The organism is Ktedonobacter racemifer DSM 44963 (assembly GCF_000178855.1).
GTDB lineage: Bacteria > Chloroflexota > Ktedonobacteria > Ktedonobacterales > Ktedonobacteraceae > Ktedonobacter > Ktedonobacter racemifer.
Window position 1 is genome coordinate 2,417,897 of sequence record NZ_ADVG01000003.1, and the last position, 23,685, is coordinate 2,441,581.

Annotated in this window: 19 protein-coding genes and 3 pseudogenes; 16 read left to right on the top strand and 6 right to left on the bottom strand. The window is 53.1% G+C overall.

Translation table 11 applies throughout. The annotated features are described in order from the left end of the window. Positions 1-24 precede the first annotated feature (24 nt). Positions 25-342: a hypothetical protein gene (locus tag KRAC_RS39650; RefSeq protein WP_007917124.1), complete on the bottom strand. Its 318-nt coding sequence runs from the start codon at positions 340-342 to the stop codon at positions 25-27. A gap of 63 nt (positions 343-405) precedes the next feature. On the opposite strand from KRAC_RS39650, the gene KRAC_RS39655 reads away from it, so the two are divergent. The 14 genes and pseudogenes from KRAC_RS39655 (at position 406) to KRAC_RS39720 (ending at position 14,802) form a co-directional block, all read left to right on the top strand. After that, positions 406-1,122 carry an IS6 family transposase gene (locus tag KRAC_RS39655; RefSeq protein WP_007917126.1) on the top strand — a complete coding sequence of 239 codons (717 nt, stop codon included), beginning with the start codon at positions 406-408 and terminating at the stop codon, positions 1,120-1,122. Then, positions 1,086-1,742, top strand: a complete 657-nt coding sequence (locus KRAC_RS39660) for a hypothetical protein (RefSeq protein ID WP_007917133.1) — start codon at positions 1,086-1,088, stop codon at positions 1,740-1,742. Before KRAC_RS39655 ends, KRAC_RS39660 begins: the two co-directional genes overlap by 37 nt. 190 nt (positions 1,743-1,932) lie before the next feature. Beyond that, positions 1,933-3,516 carry a hypothetical protein gene (locus KRAC_RS39665; RefSeq protein WP_007917137.1) on the top strand — a complete coding sequence of 528 codons (1,584 nt, stop codon included), beginning with the start codon at positions 1,933-1,935 and terminating at the stop codon, positions 3,514-3,516. Further along, positions 3,510-3,731 (top strand): carbon storage regulator, encoded by a 222-nt coding sequence (locus KRAC_RS39670; protein ID WP_007917139.1) that lies wholly within the window; start codon positions 3,510-3,512, stop codon positions 3,729-3,731. The genes KRAC_RS39665 and KRAC_RS39670 overlap by 7 nt, the downstream gene beginning before the upstream one ends. 56 nt (positions 3,732-3,787) lie before the next feature. Further along, entirely contained in the window at positions 3,788-4,129 is a 342-nt protein-coding gene (locus tag KRAC_RS39675) for an ArsR/SmtB family transcription factor (protein ID WP_040446747.1), read from the top strand. Positions 4,130-4,135: 6 nt separating this feature from the next. After that, positions 4,136-4,630 carry an SRPBCC family protein gene (locus KRAC_RS39680; RefSeq protein WP_007917143.1) on the top strand — a complete coding sequence of 165 codons (495 nt, stop codon included), beginning with the start codon at positions 4,136-4,138 and terminating at the stop codon, positions 4,628-4,630. Positions 4,631-4,750: 120 nt separating this feature from the next. Continuing rightward, on the top strand, positions 4,751-5,236 hold the full coding sequence (locus KRAC_RS39685; protein WP_007917145.1) for a DUF1579 family protein: 486 nt from the start codon (positions 4,751-4,753) through the stop codon (positions 5,234-5,236). Between the two features lie 415 nt (positions 5,237-5,651). Beyond that, the gene (locus KRAC_RS39690; protein WP_007917147.1) at positions 5,652-6,878 is read left to right on the top strand and encodes an IS110 family RNA-guided transposase; all 1,227 of its coding nucleotides are present in this window, start codon (positions 5,652-5,654) and stop codon (positions 6,876-6,878) included. A 176-nt stretch (positions 6,879-7,054) separates the two neighbouring features. After that, positions 7,055-8,720, top strand: a pseudogene (locus tag KRAC_RS67245) (IS1182 family transposase). Between the two features lie 444 nt (positions 8,721-9,164). Further along, on the top strand, positions 9,165-9,395 hold the full coding sequence (locus KRAC_RS67250; protein WP_007917150.1) for a hypothetical protein: 231 nt from the start codon (positions 9,165-9,167) through the stop codon (positions 9,393-9,395). Between the two features lie 126 nt (positions 9,396-9,521). Then, positions 9,522-9,684: pseudogene (locus KRAC_RS76880) on the top strand (IS6 family transposase); the annotation flags it as partial. A gap of 1,528 nt (positions 9,685-11,212) precedes the next feature. Continuing rightward, the gene (locus KRAC_RS39710; protein ID WP_007917152.1) at positions 11,213-11,599 is read left to right on the top strand and encodes a VOC family protein; all 387 of its coding nucleotides are present in this window, start codon (positions 11,213-11,215) and stop codon (positions 11,597-11,599) included. 1,216 nt (positions 11,600-12,815) lie between these two features. Next, entirely contained in the window at positions 12,816-13,493 is a 678-nt protein-coding gene (locus tag KRAC_RS39715; RefSeq protein ID WP_007917154.1) for a hypothetical protein, read from the top strand. A gap of 181 nt (positions 13,494-13,674) precedes the next feature. Beyond that, positions 13,675-14,802, top strand: coding sequence for a transposase (locus KRAC_RS39720; protein ID WP_007917156.1), 1,128 nt, complete (start codon positions 13,675-13,677; stop codon positions 14,800-14,802). A 10-nt stretch (positions 14,803-14,812) separates the two neighbouring features. Here KRAC_RS39720 and KRAC_RS39725 read toward each other — a convergent pair whose 3' ends face one another. Together KRAC_RS39725 and KRAC_RS39735 are read right to left on the bottom strand one after the other, a co-directional pair. Continuing rightward, on the bottom strand, positions 14,813-15,226 hold the full coding sequence (locus tag KRAC_RS39725; protein WP_007916323.1) for an HIT family protein: 414 nt from the start codon (positions 15,224-15,226) through the stop codon (positions 14,813-14,815). Positions 15,227-15,939: 713 nt separating this feature from the next. Beyond that, positions 15,940-18,891: a PAS domain S-box protein gene (locus KRAC_RS39735; protein ID WP_007917160.1), complete on the bottom strand. Its 2,952-nt coding sequence runs from the start codon at positions 18,889-18,891 to the stop codon at positions 15,940-15,942. Between the two features lie 361 nt (positions 18,892-19,252). Between KRAC_RS39735 and KRAC_RS39740 the strand changes: the two genes are divergently transcribed. Continuing rightward, positions 19,253-20,416, top strand: a complete 1,164-nt coding sequence (locus KRAC_RS39740) for an RNA-guided endonuclease InsQ/TnpB family protein (protein WP_007917162.1) — start codon at positions 19,253-19,255, stop codon at positions 20,414-20,416. A 748-nt stretch (positions 20,417-21,164) separates the two neighbouring features. On the opposite strand, the gene KRAC_RS39745 is transcribed toward KRAC_RS39740, so the two are convergent. Further along, positions 21,165-21,944 carry a hypothetical protein gene (locus KRAC_RS39745; RefSeq protein WP_007917164.1) on the bottom strand — a complete coding sequence of 260 codons (780 nt, stop codon included), beginning with the start codon at positions 21,942-21,944 and terminating at the stop codon, positions 21,165-21,167. A 586-nt stretch (positions 21,945-22,530) separates the two neighbouring features. Between KRAC_RS39745 and KRAC_RS76885 the strand changes: the two genes are divergently transcribed. Next, entirely contained in the window at positions 22,531-23,136 is a 606-nt protein-coding gene (locus tag KRAC_RS76885; RefSeq protein ID WP_083815025.1) for a transposase, read from the top strand. A 55-nt stretch (positions 23,137-23,191) separates the two neighbouring features. Here the strand turns inward: KRAC_RS76885 and KRAC_RS76890 are convergent, their stop codons facing one another. Continuing rightward, a complete protein-coding gene (locus KRAC_RS76890) occupies positions 23,192-23,371 on the bottom strand; it encodes a hypothetical protein (RefSeq protein ID WP_052568957.1) in 180 nt (59 codons plus the stop codon). 128 nt (positions 23,372-23,499) lie between these two features. Continuing rightward, positions 23,500-23,667: pseudogene (locus KRAC_RS80040) on the bottom strand (DDE-type integrase/transposase/recombinase); the annotation flags it as partial. Between the last annotated feature and the right edge of the window lie 18 nt (positions 23,668-23,685).

Here is a 23,685-nt window from a genome sequence, read left to right on the forward strand (position 1 = left end):
AATGGATGTCCCGTGGGGACGACTCTAGTGGGTGAGCAATATCTTGGCGAGACGCTTGCCATCCCTCACGTCTCGTGCTGCGCGGTGCCCTGCGCGACCGCGGCTCCATGCCCTGCGCCGAGAATGGATGGTTCTCCGGAGCGCCGTGCCCCCGGATGGGGGTTGGGCGGCCTGGGAGCCCCGCCCACCTCCCGCTTTCGCGGGCCTCTCTGCCTGCAGAGGAGCCTGAGGCTTTTCCTGGTGATGTTCCTGTGCGCGAAAGCGGGCAAGGAGCCGCTGGCCAATGACGCGGGAGGCGTTGCGGTCGGCATGGTCCCTCGCATCACACGTGGGGCAATACATGAGGGGCTCTCCCGGGTATTGTCAACTTGCTGAGAGGCTAAAATGTCTGGTAGACTAATCATTATGAAAACACAAGCATCTGCCCCCGTCTACAAAGGCTTTCGCTTTCCGGTTGAGATTATCAGCCATTGCATCTGGTTGTATTTCCGTTTCTCGCTGAGTTTCCGTGATATTGAAGAGCTTATGGGGCAACGTGGGATTGTATTGACCTACGAAACCATCCGGCAATGGTGTCTGAAATTTGGCCAGACGTACGCCAATGAACTGAAACGTCGTCGTCCGAAAACGGGGGACAAGTGGCATCTGGATGAAGTGTACCTGAAGATCAATGGCAAAACCCACTCCCTATGGCGAGCTGTGAATCAGGAGGGCGATGTCCTGGATATCCTCGTGCAAAGCCGACGCAACAAACACGCGGCCAAGAAGTTTTTTCGAAAATTACTCAAAGGGCTCCAATACGTCCCACGGGTGATCATCACGGACAAGCTGGCCAGCTATGCCGCCGCAAAGAAGGAAATCCTATCGAGTGTTGAGCATCGCCAACACAAGGGGTTAAATAACCGCGCGGAACGTTCGCATCAACCGACGCGGCAACGCGAGCGCACCATGCGGCGCTTCAAATCCCCTGGCCAAGCCCAACGGTTTCTCTCCGCTTTTGGGCCGATCTTGGATCACTTTCGGCCGAAACGGCATCGTCTCACGGCTAGAGATTACCGCGCCCTCATGCAGGATCGCTTCCAGATGTGGAACGAGGTGATCGGCGGGAAAGTTGCTGCCTAACACCATACTCTCCTCTCCAACCCTCCGCTTCTTCCCTCCTCTTCTCCCTTTCCCTCAAAAAAACTCTTCCATTTCTTCATCAAGTTGACAATACCCTCCCCGATACCTCTTCGAAGCCTCTGACGACCGACCTGGGTATCGTCACTACGACCGACAGGCGCTCTTCCGCACGAGACGCACTTCCTCAGGCCTTTCTCTTTGCCATGGCAGAGCAGACACCACGTGAGAGCGCCTGGTCGCTCACACAGATGGGGGACGCCATGCTGACCTGGCAAACGGACCTGCCCGGGGAACTCGATGCCGTCGCCTGGCAACTGCGCTGGGGAGAACGCACCCTTCCTCCTCCAAGGGCCGATGAATGTGAGCCACTTGGCGCTGCTCACCTGGCGCGCCTTGCCTACCTGGTCGAGCCTATGCCAGGTATGGGCTGGCAAGGGTTTCTCTGGCAACTACCCGAGACGCTGAGCAGCGCGCTTTTTACGCGCCATCCCCTGATTTTGCTCCACGCGGCACTCCTATCACAGGAAGAGCCAACCACCATCTTTCATCTCTATACCCTCTGGCAACGCCTCTTGCCGAGGGTCTTTGAGGCGGCCCAATGGGAAGAGCCTCACGCATGACACAGACCTCTTCTTGCCAGGGCTCTTCGCCCACACCTACTGCCCGTTCTCCCCCTCCTCCAGCAGCCTTTCCCGCTCTCCAACTTCTTTCTCTTCGTCCTTCACTCCCACCAGGAGCGCGATCATACGCGTCACGCAGCATCCTAGGCATATGCTCCTGGTGGGAGCGTGTTTTTGGAAAGGAATCCGTATGACGGATTTGCTTCTTCCCGCCTGGTATCGTGCGGTTCAGGTCCCTGGTCGGAGCGCACAACAAGCGCTCTTCGCCGCGCTTGAAAAGATTGTCGCGACCATCGACCTGACGTTGACCGTCAACACCTATATGGCGGGTGGCAACTACTATATCATCGTCTTTTGCTTAGGCGCCATAGCCCCTCCCGAGCAGAAACAAAAGTGCCTCGAAGCCCCTCTCACGCATTATAGGCCCTTTCTGACCCTTGAAGAGACACATCTCGACGCGCTTGTCCGCGCACGTTTGAGCAAAGAGCATGAAATTGCCAGAGACACACAGTTTGGCAGAACCCATGTTTCCCATCAGTATCGCCCTGTCGCCTTTCATGATACGCCCAACGGCATCCTCTCTCAGGAGGAGAGAGACCGGCGAAATCAGGCCTGGATTGCCACCATTGAGACCATCCTTGCGGAGGGAAAACCCTTCGTGGAAGTCTTCAAAATGATGTTCGCCGGGGAGCGGATCACGTCAGGCGTTCCCCCGGTGCAGGCTGACCCCTTTTACGTCAGCATCTTCAGCCAGATGCTGGACCATGCACACCTCTGGCTCTGGACAGCCTCTGCCAGGCAGATGTACCAGGACCTCCTCCAGACCCTTGAAGAGTTCTGGGTGCGTAAGGGGTGGACCACACCTGATGACCAGCTAGCCCACTATAACACGCTGGTCACCGACCTCTTCAAGACGGATCAACGGTACTGGATCGAGTTTGAGGAGCCACAACCAGGTCCCTTGGGCCGCGTGCGAGCCGTGTTTCTCTACCCACGCTACCCAGCACGAGAGCTCAATAGACTCATTGATCCGAGCATGCATCTGGACGCCTGGCTTCAGGCGCACCAGATCCTCGGGCAGGAAGCCGCGCGCTGGAACATTGATATCATTGGCGAGAATGCATCGGTCCTCTTGCGCCTATCCTATGATACACAGTACGCGTGTTGGGTCCTGCCACACGACCAGCACATGAGCCAGGTGTTTCCCTGGACACGCTGGCTTGCCATCGCGGCCGGGATGCTCCACAAACGCTATGCACGCTCCCCTCAGGCTCCAGCATTTCCTGATCGTGTTGTCTCCTACCAGACCAAAGCATCCGTCCCACGAAAACGCGGAAAAGGGAAGCCCAAAGAGAGGTGGATCACGCATTCGCGCACGTACACCACCGTCACCTACGACCTCTCAGAGAGGGCTTCTCGTCCTGCTGCGGCCGAAGCCCCAGAACCCACAAGCACGAACAAACGCCAGAACTGGCTGGCCCAGGCCCAACCAGAGGATCTGCTCTATGAGCAGCGGATCATCGACACCTTTACCCGTAGCTACCCGACACGCAAAGATGGCACCCGGCGGGAGGGAGAGGTCACCGTCAAGCATCCCGACCCCAAGTGGGTCCCGCTACTTCGCCCCGCGCTGCGCAAACGGCAGGTGATCAAAAAAGCCGTCGCCAGCGCCTACGAAGAGAACATCGTGCCTCCGGAGCAGGAAACACCACCTACGAACCCGCCAGTGCCATTAGACCCCTTCACAAAAGAAAGAAACGACCCATCATGCTAGTTTTACGGCGCAAGGAAGGAGAGAGAATTCTCATCTCTGGCACTATTCTCGTAGAAGTGCTCGAGGTACATGAGGGGAAGGTAAAACTCGGGATCACGGCCCCTCCCGAGGTCGATATCGTACGCGAGGAAATCGTGCGACGGCACCACCCTCACAAAAGCTTCCTACCACCAAACCGGAGTAAGGTGCGTCTCTTTTGCTTTCTAAACTTATAAAGCGAGTATGATATAAAGCCTTGACTTAATTAAGCTAAGGCTTTATAATGCTGTCTATGGATATGTTCGTTGCGCTTGCTGATCCAACAAGAAGGAACATTTTAGAACTCCTTGCGAGTAGTGGGGAGTTACCTGCTACTGCCATCTATGTGCAATTTCCTCTCAGCCCACAAGCGGTCTCACAACACCTCAAGGTCTTACGTGAGGCAAACTTGGTGGAGATGGAGAAACGTGCGCAAAAGCATGTGTATCGCCTCAATCCACAGATGCTGTCTCACTTTGAAGAATGGGTTTTGCAAATGAAACAGCGGTGGAGCGAAAGCTTTGATACATTAGATGCAGTGCTCGAAATGGAGAAAAAGAAACTCGTAGGAACAGACAAGAAAGAAGATGAATAACATTCGATGTCAACAAATGAAACAAATATAAGTGCAGAGCCAGGAAAAACAGAAATAATTATCGCACGGGAATTTGATGCACCACGAGAGCTTGTTTTTAAAGCGTTCACCGACCCGGCGCTTTACATTCAATGGTATGGACCAAGAAGATTCACTATGACGCTTGACGTGTTTGAGCCAGAGCGCGGTGGACGTTGGCGATATTTCCACACAGATCAAAATGGCAATGCGCATGCATTTCACGGGGTGTATCACGAAGTTCTTGCTCCAGAACTCATTATTGACACCTTTGAATTTGAAGGGGCGCCAGAAAAGGGGCATGTAGGTCTGGAAACCATCAGGTTTAAGGCATTGCCTGGTGGGAGAACCAGGGTCATGGCCCAATCTGTTTTCCAATCAGTTGCTGATCGCGACAATATGCTCCAGGGTGGTGCAGTAGAAGGAGTCACTGAGACCTATAAGCATCTTGCAGAACTGCTGAAAAAAATGGAGAGGCTCTGAGATGCGCAGACCTGTCACATTGTCTCGGCGCAACGGAGAAGGTGAGTAGCGAGGTCCCAACCCGACTCCGTAAAGAATCCTCAAAAAGGACAGAAATTGCGAAGAAGGAGATTCCGTATCATGACAAAGAACGAAAACACATCATCAATGCACATGTCCCGACCCCAACCCGATCCTGCCCTCTCGCGCCTGGAAAAATTGGTCGGCACATGGGAATTAAAAGGTCGGACGCTGAACTCGAAAGAGGACAACATTAGTGGATGGTCTACTTTTGAGTGGTTACCAGGTGAATTTTTTCTGCAGATCAGAGGCGAGATAACCTTTAAGGGGGTGAGAAGCCAGAGCGTGGAAATCATCTCCTATGATCCAACCAGTCAGACGTTCCCTTCAAACGTCTATTCAGATATGTCAGGGAATGTTCTTCCATACGAATGGGATGTTCAGGGCAACATTGTCACTCACTGGACGAAAGGGGCGAAGTATACAGGTACACTCAGTGAAGATGGCAACACCCTCGACGGCGGTTGGCGACCAGATGAAGGAGCAGAAGTTACAGATGGTGCAGCATACGACGCAACCATGACCCGCGTGCAGGATAGGAAATAATCCCTGAATAGACATCTTTTTCCTTTGGAGTTTACCCACCAGGGTAGAGCCACACTAACCGGTGGTTGAGCACAGTCGCTCCTGACGAAGACGGACCAGCGGTCGATGACTGGATTGCGGTAGGACTCCATTAAGAAACGTCATGCGCCGCTGGGGCGGCGCACCACTCCGCATGAAAAGGAGTATACTCGAAACAGCAACCTCCCAGAGAAAAGACGACCAACAAAATACTGTGTCCGAGCGTGTTTAAGAAACTGTACTGAGGTGTCTGGGCGAACCACTCCATGTGGCCTCCTCGGCGCTCGGCGAGCGTCGAGTGAGAAGAGAACGAAGAATATACTGCACTGAAACAGACACCCGCCTTCGAGGTTGCCCTCTCAACGAAGAAGAGCAGACAAACAAAGGAGCAGGTACGATGAGTCTGGAGGTCATGTATCAGCGATGTGCAGGGATTGATGTCCATCAAGGCTTTCTGGTCGTGTGTGTCAGTGTGATTGAAGGGGGGAAACGACAGAAAGAGATTCGCACCTTCAATCACGACACAGCAGGTCTCTTGGCCTTACGCGCGTGGCTGCTTGAGCAGCGCTGCACGCATGTGGGGATGGAGAGCACGGGCGTATATTGGATGCCGGTGTATCGTCGGCTGGAGGGCTTCTTTGAGTTGGTGGTGGCCAATGCCCAGCACATCAAAGGCGTCCCAGGGCGAAAAACCGATGTCAAAGACGCGGAATGGATTGCCGATTTGCTGCAACATGGACTCGTCAAGGCCAGTTTTGTTCCCAGCCAGGAGCAACAAGACGTACGTGATCTGACGCGCACACGTATCCACCTGGTCGAGGAACGCTCGCGCCTGGTCAATCGAGTGCAAAAAGTGCTCGAAGAAGCAGGAATGAAACTGCCCTCGGTGGTTACTGACGTGATGGGGGTCTCAGGCCGAGCGGTGTTACGGGCCATGTGTGCCGGAGAACGTGACCCCGAGCGCTTAGCGAGCTTGTTGCTTCCAGGTGTGAAAGCGACCCATGAGCAAGCCGTCGTGGCCCTGACCGCCGAAGTACGAGTCCACCATCGCTTTCTTTTACAAGAGCTTCTCACACTTATTGATGCGCAAGATCGTGCCATCAGTCATTTGGAAGGGGAAATCGAACGGCATCTGCACCCTTTTGAGGAACAGATGACACGCTGCGAAAAGATCAATGGGGTGAGTTCGCACATCATCCATGTCTTGATGGCAGAGGTAGGAACCGATCTTTCTCGTTTTCCCGATGCCGAACATCTCAGCTCGTGGGCCGGAGTCTGCCCGGGACACAAGGAAAGCGCAGGCAAACGACAAAGTGGACGATGTCGTAAAGGCAATCGCTATGTGCGAACGGCCCTGGTGCAAGCCGCCCATGCCGTTCGCCGCTCGCATACCTACCTGGGAGAACGCTACCGTCGTCTGAAAAAGCGGCGAGGAAGTAAACGTGCGGCCTTAGCCGTGGGACGCAGCATCCTGGTCATCTACTATGAGATGATGACAACGGGGCAAGACTATGAAGAGAAGGGAGAGGAGTTTTTCCGCCAGAGGGATCGCGGCAAGGTGGAGCGCGAATTGATTCAACGTCTCAAACGTCTGGGGTATCAGATCACGCAGCCAGCAGCCTGATGGATGCTGGCATCTCAAGAGGCAGGTGAGGAAAACCACAGCCACATGGTGTGGCGTTAGGGAGTCTTTTTTGCTTTTTTGCAGCTTTTTCAGAATATATTGTTGGCGAATTAATATGGAGCAAAATATGAGATACTGAAGGAGCACAAAAAAGACAAGCATTCAGGAGAGAACCTATGTCACTCCATCCCCAAGCGATCCCGCCAGTTCCAGAAGAAACCGTACAGATAGCACGCGCCATTTTGCCCAATGGAAATACGTGTATTCATATGCGAGATGCATTAGGAACGTTTTTTCAGGATGAAGATTTCCTCGATCTGTTTCCAGCAAAAGGGCAACCAGCAGAATCACCTTGGCGACTCGCTTTGGTGATGGTGATGCAATATGCAGAGGGGTTGACGGATCGGCAAGCAGCAGATGCAGTGAAAACGCGCATTGATTGGAAATACGCCTTGAGTTTGGAAATCAAGGATCCAGGATTTGATTTTTCCGTGTTGAGTGAATTTCGCGCTCGTCTCCTCGCTCATTAAGCCGAGCGGCGCCTCTTTGATCTGATGTTATCTCAGTTCCGAGAACGAGGCTGGGTCAAAGCACGAGGCAAACAACGCACCGATTCAACACATGTACTGGCAGCTATTCGAGCTGTGAACCGTCTTGAAAGTGTTGGAGAAACCATGCGCCATGTCCTTAATATCCTGGCAGAAGTAGCTCCCGATTGGCTTCTTGAGCGCGTGCAACCTGAATGGGAAAAACGGTATCGATCACGCTTTAGCGACTTTCGTTTACCAAAGGAAGAGAAATCGCGCCAAGAGCTCGCAGAGCAGATTGGAGCTGACGGCCGAATGCTCCTAGAGAGCATCTGGGGCAGCACAACCCATGCTTGGTTACAAGAACTCCCAGCAGTAGAGATTCTCCGAAGAATTTGGATCCAGCAGTATCACGCGTGTGAGCAGGGAACGCCTTGGAGAAAAGATCAAGAGCTTCCACCAGCGGCGCTCTTGATCCAATCGCCATATGATATGGAGGCGCGATACAGCAAGAAGAAGCAGACTGGATGGGTTGGAGACATCGGTGCATTTCACTGAAGGATGCGATGCTGATCAGCCTCATTTTGTGCTAGAAGTCACAACGACAGCATCCACGCTCCCAGATGGAGAGGTCATGGAAGATCTTCATGAACGCTTGGCTGACAATCGGCTCCTTCCCAGCCAACACCTAGTTGATAAAGGCTATGTGGATGCCGAACTGCTTGCCACGAGTCAGCATCGTCATCAGATTGACCTCGTTGGACCGGTTCTTCCTGATACCAGTTGGGCCTCAAAAGAAGCTGGGCGTTTTGATCATAGCCACTTCCACATCGATTGGAAGGCCAAACAGGTCCTGTGTCCGGCTGGACAGACAAGCCGAGATTGGGGACACATCCCTGATCGACATGGGAAGCCACGTCTGCGTATCCGGTTCCCTCTTCCCCTTTGTCGGGTTTGCACGCTTCATGAGAAGTGTTCGTCAACCGCAGCCAAAGTGCTCATTCTGCGACCAGATGAAGCCACCTATGTGGCACTTCAGCAGGCTCGAAAACGTCAGGAAACCGCTGAATTTCGAGCCTTGTATGCAGCGCGAGCGGGCATTGAAGGAACCGTTGCTCAAAGTGTACGTACCTGTGAGATACGGAGGTCCCGATACATTGGCATGAAAAAACTTAATCTCCAGGCGTTTCTTACGGCGACCTCCATCAACATGCTTCGGGCTTGTCATTGGATCGCAGAAGCGAAGCTGGCAACCACCCCAACATCTCGCTTTGCAGAATTGCTCGCTTCTGTCAAGCAAGTAGCTGTTGCGTAGCTTCTGCTCATTCGCCAACAATATCATTAACTGGTGAAACTGGGAGGGACTGGAAAAATCAGGCTCCATTGACAAGATATGGATATGCAAAAGACCATATTTTCCTCAGCAGTACAAAGTCGCTCCCCGCTCTGGATTGAGCCCAAGCGGCGAGGGCGGCGAAAGAAACAAAGTGAACCCACTGCTCCAGTAGCCAAGCCAACCAGCCTTCGACTGCGCAAGGGGCAGTTGTGCGCAACCACCGGATAGCGGGGTTCTACCTGTAATGATATCAAAAAAACATAATTTGTTACTATTTGCACTTAAAAGTACAATAAAAAAAGAAGCATAATATATGCTATCTTACAATTAACTAGCGCCATCTGACGACATCAAGAAAAGATATTCGGAAAAGTACAACACTTTTTTGTAGGACATTTTGTAAATAGAGAAAGGAACGAACTCATGAAATCTCATACACTCGCCCCCATCACACGTGATTCCTCTCTTACAGAGCAAGTAGGGATCCACGACCTCACCGAACAGGAGTTGGAGCAGGTCGTAGGTACTCAAGGCTACGGACACGATCATGACCATGACTGGGACGATCATCGTCGCTATGACTGGGACGATCATCATCGCCGTGGCTGGGGTTATAATCACGACTGGGATTATAACCGTGGCTGGCGCCGCTAGCCTCATCGCCACTGTTCCAAAGGAACAAAAGAAAGCAGGTATCCTTACTGGATACCTGCTCTTCATCGGTATTGTCAACTTAGAGAGACCACCTACAGAAAACTGAACAGTGTGATACAATGACCCATGAAAAAGAAGGTCCCAACATCTCCCTACAAAGGGTTTCGCTTCCCGCCAGAAATTATCAGTCATGCTGTCTGGTTGTATTTTCGTTTCTCCCTCAGCTTCCGTGACATCGAAGAACTTCATGGCTGAGCGTGGGATCGTGCTGACCTACGAAACCATCCGGCACCGATGTGTGAATTTGTCAAGAAGAAAGCAGAGAGATCTTCATTATCCGTAATCTGACTTCCTTCGCCAAAAAGGTCTTGATGCGCGCGGAGGCAAGCAATTTGACCGTTGACGAATGAGCGACGGTTACACTGATCACCAAAGGTGTAAGGCGATCATACATCTCCCAGGCGTTCGTGCTTGCTTCCAAGACGACCGCATCGGATGGAAACAGGTGTTCGCCAGGCCCATGCCCAGAACGCCTCAAAGCCGAAACGGCGTGGTGTCAGCACAACGTTCTGGTGGCCATCAACAGCTCCGACAACCAGATATGTGCGGTGGAGATCCAGGGCGACAAAACGCGTCACCCCGGCGAATCAGAAACGGAAAGGGTATTGTCAACTTAAATTTTTTTGTTGATGAGCTTTCACCACTTCGATGCCATATCAGCCATAATTCTCGAATAAACAAGGGCAAGAAACAGGGCACAATCCCCACTTTGAGGTCTATTTCTCTTCTATAAGCTCTACAATTGTAATTAAGTTGACAATACCCTGCTTCCTCTCAACAATACCCTGAATCATGAAGAAGCATCCCTTGTGCTCGACAGAATTGAGCGGAAGTGACAAAGGATATGCCGACTGAGCATACCCTTTGCGCTCAACTCAGAACAAAGGGTGTGCCATATGAGACACCCAATTTGGTACCAGGAACACAGGTGCCACTAGCAGAAGTGCTCAAAGACAGGTAAGAAGCCGTTTGGGACGACTATTTGAGAGAAAAGAGATCTACCCCACGAAACTCCGGGAAGTAGCGGTTGGTTGAACCGCTTGTCACCCGTCCTCACGACTTGCAGGCCCGTCTTGCTCGTCAATGCATCCACCCCTACTCCCCTGGTGAGAGAGAGGTGAGGTGCAAGCCCCTGGGTTTACCCCATGGTGTCTGGTGACTACTGGCTCTCTTTCATTCATTCCTATGGAAATGACGATCGTGTCTGGGATCGTGATCTGTCACCATCATCGCCATGGGAGACAAGGCATCGGCTTCAGTAACCTCCTCAGGCAACGGCATGGTAAACAGGGAGAGATCTGTACAAGAAATGATACTCAACGTATGCAAGTAGGGCAGCATGAGTACCTTAGCCTGTTTGTGTTTCACTTCAGATGCCATTGACTGCTTGCCCTTTATCATAGACAAATGTTTCTCACACCTTTGCGCCTCCTCGACAGAGACGCAGACACCCACGGGTTGCGCAACGAGCTTGCAGCAAGAAGCCTCTATTGTGTAAAGGAGCTATGGAAGCCCATTCACTAAGAAAGGTTCCGGGCGCTCAAGATTGTGGAAGCTCCGCCTGATCGCAACGGGGGCAAAGGTCACGACATGGCCTCCAGAGCCGCTTTAGGTGACAGATACAGCTCGTTGCGCAACCCGTGGGTGCGTCCACTATTTGCTCTTGCCTGGGTGAGGATGGTATAACATAGATAGCGTCGCGTGTCGGTGGCGGATAGCGTCAGACATGGAGGCGCCATGATGTTGAGAGGACAGACATGTCTATCAGATTCAACCACACGATCGTTGCCGCCCGAGATCGGCACGTCTCGGCAGCCTTCTTCACGCACCTCTTTGGCCTTCCCGAACCAACCGTCTGGGGACCATTCGTCTCTGTCAGGCTGGACGAGGGCGTCTTCCTCCAGTTCGCTGAACCAGGCATCAACGACATCCAGATGCAGCATTACGCCTTCCTCGTCGATGACCGGAGTTTCGACGAGATCTATGCGCGTATCCTCCAAGGTGGGATCGAACACTGGGCCGATCCCCAGGCGACCCTGCCCAGTCGCATCAATACCAATCATGGCGGACGGGGCGTCTACTTCCGCGACCCAACTGGGCACGGCTTAGAAATCCTCACCCGCCCCTATGGTTCGGCCGCCTAACGGGCAGGGAACACAGCGATTCACGTCCTGTGCCCTCTGGTTGACAGCACCTCAAGCTTCTTCTGTATCCAGCTTCCTCTGCATGCAGAGGAAGCTGGGCATATGGAGATCAGTGCTCCAGGTCTGGGCCGAGAACAAAAGGAGCCAATACCCTCGAGGAAGTCGAGGCAAGGAGTCATTCTCTGTTGGTCCTCCTCTCATCCTTTCTGCCTCAGCACCTTTGTTACGGGAGAGCCTTGGGCTACGAAAACAATACACCTCTCGTTGCGCATCGCGTGGGAGACAGGAATGCCTCAAAGGAACAGGGGCTACACCTGTGTTCACCACGAAAGGGTATATGAGTCACCATACAATTGAGATGGAACCAAGGACCACGTGTGTGAACGAACGAAACATTTTGCTCCCCAGCTTTTTGAGGGTCCGAAATTACCAAAATTTTGTATTCTATTATTTATAGAATTATTGCCTCCAAAAAAGCGCTTTCTTGAACTCTCTCCATTGCACTGGATATGGCCTCTCAAGAAGTCGTATCCAGTGCAAGGTCGTGTGTGTTAAGAACGCCCGCGTTGTTCTTGCTGGAGAAGTGCTCTCATTTCCTCTTCTGAAAGACAATCAACTGGGCGCTCGTTATTCGGCCATGGCTCTTGTCGCGCATCACCAATGGTTGCTTCAGTGACCAGGCGCCGGGTAAACCCAAAGGGGAAGCGGAAGGTGGGATCATTAATGATCCACAGGAAACCTAATCAATACCTCGTGCACACATGTGATTCATATCTGTTGGATGAAAATGAAGAAAAACGAGCGGCAAAGAACTTTTTCAAGCTCGTTGGGCGTAAATCCTAACATTATGCGGGTCTTCCGCTTCTTTGGTGAAGGATGAGCTTATTGAACAAAAACCCTGTGCTCTTTGAGCAGAGAACCAGAACCTCGCTCTTGTCCTAGTGAAGAGCTTTCACCAAACCCGCGGAAGACCCATTCCTCCAATGAACCTGCCTGATAGAACTGTCATTTCGGCTCCACATCGGCCCAGAATTACGTCAGCATTAATACTTAAAAGGGGGCGCAATCGATGAAGGCAAAAACGTCGCTCTAAAAAGATGAAGCCTTTGATATAAGGGTCGTTTCTAACCGCTTTTGATGGTACCATATTGAGAAAAGAAGCAAAAAAGGCCAGGAGGCAAGCACCTGGCCTCTTGACCATAAAGGGGGAGCAAAGATGGCGAAGCAACTTCGAGTAGCGCTCGAAATTGGCCCCAAAGGCAAGAAGGTGGTGGCAGTAGCGCCGGATTGGCCCGGTCTAGAGCGCGGGGCAAAGACAGGGGAGGCCGCGCTTGAACGGTTACAATCCTATCTTCCACGCTATGCCCAGGTGGCAAAGCTGGCTGGGATGGATGCAGAGTTTGCAACTCTCAGCACGCTTGACGTGGTCGAACACTATCCAGGCATGAGCTCAACCGACTTCTGGAGCATCTCGTTCGCATGCTCAAGCATCGATAAGCAAGACCTATCGAGCGAAGCATTGGAACGTGAACTGACCCTGATGCAGGCGTGCTGGGCATTTTTCGACGACGTACGTGGGCGCGTATCGGCTGACATGCGCAAGGGGCCGCGAGGGGGAGGGCGTGATCGGGATCACATCGTCGGTCATACGATTCGTGCGGAACAACAGTGGGCAGAGAAGGTCGGGGTGTACACTCTCCAGAGTGCGATACTCAACGACGAGAGTCTGCAAGCGCACCGCGACGCTTATTACAGCGCCATTCGGGCGTTTCATGCGGAGGGAAAAATGGCCCGAACCTGGCCGCTGCGGTATCTGATTCGGCATACCGCGTTTCACACGCTAGACCACGCCTGGGAAATGGAAGACAAAGACCTGACCGCTGGAGTCAGATAGGGCTCTCTCCCTGACACTTTTTCAATGGAAGATAACGAGTAAATAAGAGCAAAAGGGGTGAGACGCACGCGTCACCGAGTACCTGGCAGCTTGAGAGAGGACTTTTGTGTCTGGGAGGAGGTCGGCGAACAGAAGAGATCGTCCTACAAGCAGAAATGTGAGCTGAAAGAGGACAATCTCCATGAGGAATCCATTATGGACTGTGTGGCAGGACCAGGTCAAGGAATTTTTTACGCACTTGCATGGGCATCAAAGCAAAACGCTTGCGCTGTTTGTGGTCGGAGTGATCAAAGCCCGGAGTCTGGTGATCCCGGTCGTGGCCGAAGAGCTGTTAGCCAAGAGTGAAGCGAAGGCGAGTAGCATCGAGCGTCGTCTGGAGCGCTTTTTAAGCAATGAGCGTATTGAGACCGAGAAGACCTGGGACGCGCTGCTTGCCCAAGTGCTGCCCTTTTTTCGGCGAGGCCCGTTGCGCCTGGTCATCGATCTCACCTCCTATGAAGAGCATGCGCAAGTGATTTACATCGGTCTGCTGCACCATTCTCGCGTTTTACCGCTGGTATGGAAAGTCATGCCAGGCTGGCAAAGGTGGGATCAAGGCTTGTGGGAGTGCATTGAAGAGCTGTTCAAGCGACTGGCTCCTCACATCGGCGAGGCGGAATGCACTGTGCTTGGCGATAGCGCATTTGGCTGCTCTCCGATGGTCGCTCTTTGTCAGAAATACGGCTGGCATTACCTCTTCAGAATTTGTGCCCATCATACCTGCCAGCCCTACGCGCCTGCTGGTCATCTCTTGCCTTCTCGTCGGGTCTGCGATGTGGTCGCCACGCAAGGCTCGCGGTTTTATGGACGCGTTCGGTTATGGCAGGAGGAACAGCTTGAGACCAACCTGAGTGCCTATTGGGACCCGCATGAGGAAGAAGCTCTGCTGGTCATTTCTGACCGTCCCGCAGGTGGAGCCCGCTTGCGAGAGTATCGCTTGCGGTGGCGAGTGGAATCCACCTTCCAGGATTTGAAGAGTCGTGGGTGGCAGTGGGAAAGCTGTCATGTGCGCCGGTTGGATCGCATCGATCGGATGCTGCTCGTGCTCTTTCTCGCCGTCTGGTGGCTGGTTCATGGAGCTGCCTCCTGTATGCATCATGGCAAACGCGATCGCTATGATCGCCATGACCGCCGCGACAAGAGCATTTTCCGCATTGGCAGGCTGTATCTGTTAGATCTTGCGGGCAACTCCTCTCGTCTCTGCGAACGTAAGAAATGTTTATTATTTCGAGGTTCGTCGGTCAAATGGCGTTTTTCTCTTCGCTTTTGATGCGCCGGGACTATTGCTCTCTGTACAGGGATGCGGTGATCTTCTGCAAGGTCTCCTGCTTGTCTGCCTTGCTGATGTGGTGGGCGGTCTGCTGTGAGCGAAAATCGACAGCGCGCCAGCGAGGGTAGATATGCAGATGAAAGTGGAAGACCTCTTGACCAGCAGCTGACTCATTAGCTTGCGTCAGGTAAATCCCTTCGCACTCCAGTCCCAGTTTGACAGCACGAGCGATCTCTCTTGCTGCTCTCATGATGTGGGCACCAGTTACGTCATCCAAGGAATAAATAGTGGGAATATGTTGCTTGGGCACGACCAGCGGGTGATTTTCTTTGGAAAGAAAGACGATAATGTGCTCATCTTCTGTCACCACATAGGCTGGGGCTTGATGGTGAATAATCTGGCAAAAAATGCAGTTCTCACTCATGCTGTAGGGCTCCTCTCCTTCATTTCGCTGTTCATTATATCAGAGTCTAAATACGCCTCTCCCTTCACTTCTTTCCTCTTTGAAGATGTTCTACATGAGCTAAAAAGTGTCAGGGAGAGAGGTCAGATAGGGTGGAAACCCCAGGATACTGCGAGAGAAACCAGTACAGTTCAGGGAGCGGAAGATCGACACAGCATCTGAAAATGAGAGGGTGGCATGGGAACATCCCCATACGCACCAACTTAAGGGATCAGCAACCAGGCCGTGAGACCTGCCTGAAGAAGCTGAGCCGAGTTGGGATGCTTTTTGAGGTATCTCTTGAAAAAGTCGAGGTCATGAAGCGACTGAGAGGATATGGGGTCACGACATGTTTCCCCGGCGGAATTCCCGCGAAGCAGCTGGTAAATGCCCTGAAAGCGTGATGTCGCTCCGCGACATGAAAGCGAATGAAAATGAGCTGCACCTAAGCTTTATCTCAGCATTAGAAGCCTATTTTCGGAGGAAAGTGAGCACCTTTTGACCTCAAGGGTGAGCACTTGCCCCGAAACGTGAGCAGCTCAACCATTGACGCGCCGAAAAACCGCTCCAGATGCGGATGGTTGTGTACAGAAGGTGTCAATACATCTCGAACGACCACAGAGCAAGAGGGCAAGGCAAAAGCTGCTTCCTTTTCAGGGTGTTTCCTCACAACGTGCGTCGTGTGCTTTCCACGATCAGGCATCCCTCCTTTTGGGAAGGGTTACCATAAAGGTCGAGCCTTTCCCAACGGCGCTGTCCACCGTGATGGTTCCTCCATGGCCCATGACGATCTCGGCCACAATGTAGAGTCCCATGCCCAGACCAGGGATTGCTCGTTGCCTGGGACCAGCGACCCGATAGAAGCGCTCAAAAATCTTGTCGCGCTGCTCGCGCGGGATGCCCAGACCATGATCCTGCACCCGGATCGTGACCGCATCTTCGGAGGCTTCGAGATCCATTTCGACCGTCTCGGCGCCCGGAGAATACTTGATGGCATTGCTGAGCAGATTGGTGAAGATCTGTCCGAGCCGGTCTTTGTCTCCGACGAGTGTGCAAGAAGTTGCGCCACGTACCACAATGGTATGCGTCGTAGAGATCTGCTGCATGGTGTCGGCCACCTCATGGAGCAACGCATCCAGATTGACCGTCTCCCGGATGTACTCCAACCTGCCTGCCTGGATCTTGGAGACGTCAAGCAACTCTCCGACTAGGCGTTCGAGTTGCTTGACAGGTCCCTCCACCTTGGAAAGCGCTGTGGCAGCCTCGTGATGAGCTTGCCGTTCCAGTCGTTTTCGCACCAGTTGGGTCTGCATCTTTAAGGTAGTAAGCGGTGTCTTGAGCTCATGGCTGGCCATGCTGATAAAGTCATCCTTGCGTTGTTCGAGCTCCTTGGGGGCCGAGTTATCCAGCACAAAGGCGATCCCCTGGAAGGGGTGATGCTGTAAGACGTCCCCGCACACGAGCACGTTAAGGCGGCTGCCATCTTGACACACGTACTCTTTCTCATAGGGCGTCAACGACTGCTGGGCGGCCAGTTCCTGATGGGCCTGCCGGGTCTGAGCCAGATACTCTGGAGGGGTCATGTGCATCCAGTTCAGACGCCCGGCGTGTAGGTCTTCGCGGGTATAGCCAGTCATACGTAGGAACGTGTCGTTGGCGTCCACAATCTGCTCCCCCTCGTCGACAAAGATCCCGATAATGTTGGAGTTCATCAGGACGCTCGCGCGCTCCTGACTCTGGCGTAAGGCTTCCTCGATCCGCTTCTGGTCCTCAATGTCGGTGTTGGTGCCAAACCATTTGATGATCTGGCCTGCTTCATTGCGCATCGGCATGGCACGCGTTAAGAACCAGCGATACTCCCCAGTCTGAGCATGTCTGAGACGCTGTTCGTACTCAAACATGGCTCCCGTGTCCAGGGCACGCTGGAAGCTCGCTCGGTGGCCTTCCTGATCCTCAGGATGGATGAACTGGAGATGAACCCATCGGTCGCTTTGTATCTGATCAAGCGTCAACCCGGTGTAGTCACGCCAGCGCTGGTTCGTGTATTCGTGCTGGCCGTCGGGTCGTTTCACCCACACCAGTTGCGGCACGGTTTCGGCGAGCACGCGTAAGCTCTCCCGGCTTTCTTTGAGTTGTCGCTCCGCCTGTTTTTGTTCATCGATATCGGTGCTGGTGCCAAACCACTTGACGATCTGGCCTGCGTCGTCGCGTACTGGCATACCGCGAGCTAAGAACCAGCGATACTCCCCGGTCTGGCCATTTCTGATCCGCTCTTCGTGCTCAAACATGGTTCCCGTGTCCAGGGCATGCTGCCAGTGGGCTCGGTGGCGTTGCCGATCCTCAGGATGGATGAACTGGAGATGAGCCCAGCGGCCGTTTTGCATGTGTTCAAGCGTGGACCCGGTATAGTCCTGCCAGCGCTGGTTCGTGTACTCGTGCAGGCCGTTGGGTCGTGCCACCCATACCATCTGCGGCACCGTCTCGGCGAGCACGCGCAAGCTCTCCTGGCTTTCTTTGAGTTGTTGCTCCGCCTGTTTCTGCTCCTCAATGTCGGTGCAGGTGCCAAACCATTTGATAATCTGGCCTGTTTCATCACGCATCGGCATGGCGCGGGCTAAAAACCAGTGATAGGCTCCGGTCGTGCCATGGCGCAGGCGCTGTTCTGTCTCAAAGGGGGTGCCTGTTTCTCTGGACATCTGCCATGCGTCTCGGATGCGTTGCTGATCATCGGGATGCAGGCACTGGATCCACCCGTCACCTTGTGCTTGTTCGGTGCTCAAGCCAGTATAGTCAAGCCAGCGTTGATTATAATAGTCGATATAGCCGTCGGGTCGCATGGTCCAGACCAACTGGGGGATGGTATCGATGAGGGCATGGAGTTCCGCTTCGGCGCGCTTGCGCTCGGTGATGTCGATGCCAGCGAGGACGAGGTACGCGATGTGGCGATCTGCATCCCTGTGGGGGGTGATCGCGACGTCCAGGTGGCGGTCCAGGCCTTCCCTGGGGTGAATGACCGTCTCGAACCGCACCGTTTCACCCCTGCTGGCTCGCGCGATGGCGGCGCGCAGCTGCTCCTGACTGGCCGGATAAAAGGACCACCACCGGGCTTCGGCGAGCGGTTGACCAATGACCTCCTCGCGTCGGATCTGCGCATGTGCTAAGGGGTCCTCATTGATCTCCAGGACGATCCCCTTGGGGGTTAGAACGCCGATCCTGCTCAACAAGCCATCCAGATCATCGATGGAGAGACGCTCGTCCTGGGGGACCGGCGCCTCTCGTCGAGCTGCGACTCTCCCCTGGTGGGCCTGCACCATCAGCCCCCCAACCGTGGGAGCGAGCTGCACGCGCAGCCAGCGCTGGGTTACGGGAGAACGATACTCCACGTTGGTCGGCTCTCGGGTCTGTGTGGCCTGCTGGACGGCTTGGTAGAGCGAGGTGCTCCCCAGCTGGGGAGCACCTCGCCACAAGGGCTTGCCCAATAATTCCTCTCGTGTGGCACCAGTGAGCGTCTGCGCGCTCGCATTGGCATAGACAATCGTCGCGGCGTCATCGACGACAAACAAGGCACCAGGAAGCGTCTCAAGAATCGTGAGGAGCGTCTCACTTGACGCAGGAGTGAGACGCCTGATCTGCGGTGTATCCGACATAGTGCGGTAAATGACCCTTTCACGTGTCCCCATCCCTGGTAGCGATGATGCGTACCTGCTCAAACCTCAAGAAGTATATTGAAATGATGTGATATCTTCGAGTCACAAGCAAGCTGTACAATGGGAAACCGGTGAAGTCGCTTGTCCTCTTCATAGGACTATCGGCTTCTGCACATCAATGAGATGTAGAAACCTCAGGGGTACTTGTGAAAAAAGAGAATTTAACAGTTGACCAAAAGCGAAGAAAATGTATTGAGAGGGTATCAAGGAGCATACAAAGCTTTTCTCTTGACAAAGAAGAATAAATGTTCTATAATAAAAGGGTATGAGATATTTTAGTGTAGAATAAGTGGGTAAATGCATGATTCGTGCGCATAAAATACGCCTGCATCCAACCAAAGAACAACACGTCTACTTGGCGAAAGCAGCAGGGGTTGCACGATTCGTGTGGAATTGGGCGCTGGCCGAATGGAACCGGCAGTATGAGGCGGGGGAGAAACCAACCGCCTTGAAACTCAAGAAGCACTTCAATGAAATTCGGCGCGAGCAATTCCCCTGGACCTGGGAGGTCACCAAGAACGCCTCGGATCAGCCGTTCCTGGATCTGGGAAAAGCCTTTACAGCCTTTTTTGAAGGCAAAGCCTGTCACCCGAAGTTTAAAAGCAAAAAGCGCAGTAAACCCAGCTTCTATCTCGCCAACGATCAGTTTGAACTCGGGGATCATCGCATTTGGGTTCCCAAGCTCGGATGGGTGAATATGGCCGAGAATCTCCGCTTTGCTGGCAAGGTCACCGGTGCTCGGATCACCAAAACCGCGGACTGGTGGTTTGTCTCGATCCAGGTGGAGATGCCTGATGAGATCCCGGTGAAGAAACGAGCGGCGGTGGGCATCGATGTCGGGCTCAACCGCCTGGTGACCTTGAGTACGGGAGAGGGAGTCGAGAACCAAGCCTTCCTCAAAACGGCTCTGGGGAAACTGCGCCGGGCGAACAAGCGCCTGCATCGTCGCAAACCAGGATCAAACAACCGGGAGCAAGCCCGAAGGCAGGTCGCACGCCTGCACTACCGCATTGCCTGTCTACGCGAAGATGCGCTCCAGAAACTGACCACCCGACTGGCGGACAGTTATGGGATCGTGGGAGTGGAAACCTTGAACCTCAAGGGACTCCTCAAGAACCGACGCCTGGCTCGCTCCTTCTCTGATGCCTCGCTGGGCGCGCTCAGGCGTCTGCTGGAGGTCAAGGTCGCGCAACGCGGGGGACAGGTGATCAAGGTGGGCCGCTTCTTTCCTTCCAGTAAAACCTGTCACTGCTGCGGGTGGAAATGGGAAGACATGACGCTCAAAGACCGGGTGTTTGTCTGTCAGAATCCCTCATGCCCGTACTATCAATTCCCGCAAGATCGGGATCACAATGCCGCTCAGAATGTGCTGCGGGAAGCCCTGCGCTTGATCGGGCTCATAGATCAAGTCGCCACCGGTACTGGCTCGGACGATGGCGTAAACTTGGCTGTGGACGCGGGGTAAGACCAAAAAGGCCAACCAGTCTTGAGGCACCTACGAGTGAAGCAGCAACAACGAAAGATCTGGAAAGCGATGCTTGCATACGTTTTCCTACATTAATCGGAGCAGGTTCAACATCTCCCTATGACCCATACCATTTTTTCCACCGAGCGTCACGCTGACCGCCCGAAGACAGTATGCGTCGCAGCCGCACCACCTGGCAGAGAACCTTGGGAAATGCGCCTCGTCCTCTTGCTGTGTGGTCGTTCTCGATACATTGACACCTTCTGTACACAACCATCCGCATCTGGAGCGGTTTTTCAGCGCGTCAATGGTTGAGCTGCTCACATTTCGGGGCAAGTGCTCACCCTTGAGGTCAAAAGGTGCTCACTTTTCGGATCTGTCTCACTTTCGGTGAAGGATGAGCTTATCGGATGTTTCTGCCCTTTTCTTCGAGCACAGAAGAAGAACAAAAATCGTCGTTACTTGTTGTTTGTCGTAATTCTTTTCGCCGTTTGACCCATAACCGTTCGTGTATCTCGATAGTCGAGAAGCAGGAAAGGCGCATTTCCGGTGCAATCTGACGCAATTCTATTCCAAACAGCAGAGCAACCATTTTGTGGTTTGCCAGCCAGTTTGTCCCTGTTGGACAGGATATGGGTCAAAAAGAACCTGGACAAGATATGGGTCAATTTCATAAAGTTGTCCAGGTTTACAGAAGAGTCTAGGCGTGTGTTTTGTGAAGGGCTTCTGCTTTTTTGCCGAACACGCTCTAAGACTGCTTCTCCTCGCCCCGCTCAAGCCACCAGACACGAGCCTCCTCGAAGAAAGCAATACCAGCTTCAATGACACGGATCGCGTCTTCGACTGAGGTCTCTTGCGGATAATAGCGATGCAATGCCTGATAAAAGGTGTGAGCGGTTTGCGCGAGCTGACTCTCCGGCGTCAGGAGAGCGATAGCTGCGGGTTTGGGAAGTCTCCATACGCGCAAACCATCCTGCTCCTGAATGGTCAAGAGTTGATAGAGCATAGGCCAGAGGTCGGTACAGATATAGCGCACACGCAGCTCTAACCTCCCTGAACCATGTTCGAGCAGACCTCGACAATAATAGGCGATGCGTTCATCGATAGTAGCCAGTTTTTTGCGAGCTGACCGTTGTAAATCTGCCTCGCTCGCCTCCGGTATAGGAAGTTGGCCAATGAGCATATGGTAGGCTCCTGGGATTGGTCCAACATAGTCAGAACGTGGCACAGGGGAGAGCATGTACCCCTGAATATACTGGAATGGATGTGGATCGATGCGTGCCAGGTCGCGTTGAATAGCACTACAAATCTCCAACGGCAATTGGCCATAGATGGTAAATGCTTCGGATCGAAGATACACCTGGAGATCGATATCGCTACATCCAGGGATAAAGCCGCCTTTCAGCGCTGAGCCATGAATGAGCAGACTGAGGAACCATTGTTCTGTATGGCGTAGATACACTCTAGCCGCAGCCTCTACAACTGGCCTGGCTTCGGGTACAACGCGAGAGTGATCAAGGTCGTGCACGTTTTTTCCTTTCAATGAATAGAGGAGTAAGCGGAGTTTACCACAGGCTAGACAAAAACAGAGTTTGGACCCATATGCTGTCCGCTTTGACGCATATCTGCGATCTGTAGCCCCCCATAAAGCTCGAAAAAGAGCTATATTTTCAAGAAATGGACTACAGGACACATTATGGTTCAAAGAGAGCGCCACAGTCGCACATATGTGTCAAAAAGAGGACTGGCTTCATATCGTACGGGGTGGGAAGCAAGGATTAGAGCCAGTTAGTGGACAGTATATGAGTCACTGGCGAGGACAAAGAGACTGTCAAATCACACATTTTGCGCAGGCGAGGCCCACGCAAAAGACCTTTTTTGCCAGAATCACGAAAAGTTTTGTGGCAGAAATGACGCCGCTCCAGAAGCTCTCTCAGACAGCCTTACGAAAAGAATTGGCTCTTGTCCACTTTGGGAGCTCACGGCTTGCTTGCTGAGCTGGAGGAGCGCTGCAATGTACGAATCTTCCAGCTCGTGATAAAGAGCAAGCGAGCACTAAGCTCCCGAAGTGGTACTGGTGGCGAAGTCAAAAATGATGCTGATCTTGATCTTTGATGCTTATCGTGACGCCGCCGTGGACGAGTCGCTCCTGGGCTCTGCCTTTTCTCAGCGTATTGTTGACTCCAGAGGAGGTCGATAGAAGGCTAGGACGCCGTCACAAAACGGTTCCAGACTGGACAAAGCAACTTGTAAAGCTCGTGCGCCGATGGCTTCCTGACCGAGATATCAAGCTCGTTGGCGACGGAGCTTACAGTGTGGTTGAGCTAGGAACGGCTTGCCGGAACCAACGAGTACAGTTGATTGCCCCTTTGCGTTTTGATGCCTGTCTCTATACGCCTCCTCCAGCACGTCAACCACGCCAAATGGGGCGACCACGCCTGGTCGGACAACGATTGCCGCAACTTGATCACGTCCTCGATGACCCACAGACTTTCTGGCAGAAAGCCTGGGTCGCATGGTACGGGCAAGGCAAACAGCAGATTGAATGGTGCAGTGGAACGGCGCTGTGGTATCGGGGTGGTCAAACTCCTTTACCCATCCGATGGGTCTTGACCTGTGATCCCAAAGGGAAACATGAGCCACGAGCCTACTTCTCGACCGATCAGACCAAATCTGGCCTTTCCATCATTACCGATTTTATGCGCACGCTGGTGTGCTGAAGTCACTTTTGAAGAGAGCCGGGCGCATTTGGGTGTGGAGACTCAGCGACAATGGTCAGACCTTGCGATTGAGCGGATGACACCTTGCCTCTTTGGGCTTTACAGCTTGGTAGCGCTGCTTGGGCAGCGCCTGCATCCTAGAGGGGACATTCCATTCCAGCAACCAGCGTGGTATCGAAAGCGTCAGGCGACGTTCACTGATGTGCTTGCTGCTGTACGGTGTCACCTGTGGCATGATTTCAGTTATTCCACATCACCCCAAAGCCCTGATGTCATTTTACTCCCACACTCAGATCTCTCTCGCTTCGTTGATATTGTTTGTTTCTCAGCGTAAAATGTGCAAAGTCCAGGTATTTTTTCGTCAAAAAAACACTGACAGGCCAACTGTTTGGCGGCTTGCGCGTCTCTTGTTGGGCTGAAAAAGAAGTCGAGCGTGTTTCCCTGCGAGTCAACTGCTCGATACAGATACATCCACTCTTTTTTCACCTTGATGTATGTCTCGTCAACATGCCAGGAGTCGTAGGTGGTTCTGTCAGAACGGAGATCCCA

What these genes read in the sequence shown, in the direction of transcription:
- KRAC_RS39715 (WP_007917154.1), top strand. Translation starts at nt 12,816, where the DNA reads ATGGCGAAGCAACTTCGAGTAGCGCTCGAAATTGGCCCCAAAGGCAAG.
- KRAC_RS39680 (WP_007917143.1), top strand. Translation starts at nt 4,136, where the DNA reads ATGTCAACAAATGAAACAAATATAAGTGCAGAGCCAGGAAAAACAGAA.
- KRAC_RS39740 (WP_007917162.1), top strand. Translation starts at nt 19,253, where the DNA reads ATGATTCGTGCGCATAAAATACGCCTGCATCCAACCAAAGAACAACAC.
- KRAC_RS39685 (WP_007917145.1), top strand. Translation starts at nt 4,751, where the DNA reads ATGACAAAGAACGAAAACACATCATCAATGCACATGTCCCGACCCCAA.
- KRAC_RS39650 (WP_007917124.1), bottom strand. Translation starts at nt 342, where the DNA reads ATGTATTGCCCCACGTGTGATGCGAGGGACCATGCCGACCGCAACGCC.
- KRAC_RS67250 (WP_007917150.1), top strand. Translation starts at nt 9,165, where the DNA reads ATGAAATCTCATACACTCGCCCCCATCACACGTGATTCCTCTCTTACA.
- KRAC_RS39720 (WP_007917156.1), top strand. Translation starts at nt 13,675, where the DNA reads ATGAGGAATCCATTATGGACTGTGTGGCAGGACCAGGTCAAGGAATTT.
- KRAC_RS39675 (WP_040446747.1), top strand. Translation starts at nt 3,788, where the DNA reads ATGGATATGTTCGTTGCGCTTGCTGATCCAACAAGAAGGAACATTTTA.
- KRAC_RS39690 (WP_007917147.1), top strand. Translation starts at nt 5,652, where the DNA reads ATGAGTCTGGAGGTCATGTATCAGCGATGTGCAGGGATTGATGTCCAT.
- KRAC_RS39710 (WP_007917152.1), top strand. Translation starts at nt 11,213, where the DNA reads ATGTCTATCAGATTCAACCACACGATCGTTGCCGCCCGAGATCGGCAC.
- KRAC_RS76890 (WP_052568957.1), bottom strand. Translation starts at nt 23,371, where the DNA reads ATGCCACAGGTGACACCGTACAGCAGCAAGCACATCAGTGAACGTCGC.
- KRAC_RS39655 (WP_007917126.1), top strand. Translation starts at nt 406, where the DNA reads ATGAAAACACAAGCATCTGCCCCCGTCTACAAAGGCTTTCGCTTTCCG.
- KRAC_RS39735 (WP_007917160.1), bottom strand. Translation starts at nt 18,891, where the DNA reads ATGTCGGATACACCGCAGATCAGGCGTCTCACTCCTGCGTCAAGTGAG.
- KRAC_RS76885 (WP_083815025.1), top strand. Translation starts at nt 22,531, where the DNA reads ATGCTTATCGTGACGCCGCCGTGGACGAGTCGCTCCTGGGCTCTGCCT.
- KRAC_RS39670 (WP_007917139.1), top strand. Translation starts at nt 3,510, where the DNA reads ATGCTAGTTTTACGGCGCAAGGAAGGAGAGAGAATTCTCATCTCTGGC.
- KRAC_RS39665 (WP_007917137.1), top strand. Translation starts at nt 1,933, where the DNA reads ATGACGGATTTGCTTCTTCCCGCCTGGTATCGTGCGGTTCAGGTCCCT.
- KRAC_RS39725 (WP_007916323.1), bottom strand. Translation starts at nt 15,226, where the DNA reads ATGAGTGAGAACTGCATTTTTTGCCAGATTATTCACCATCAAGCCCCA.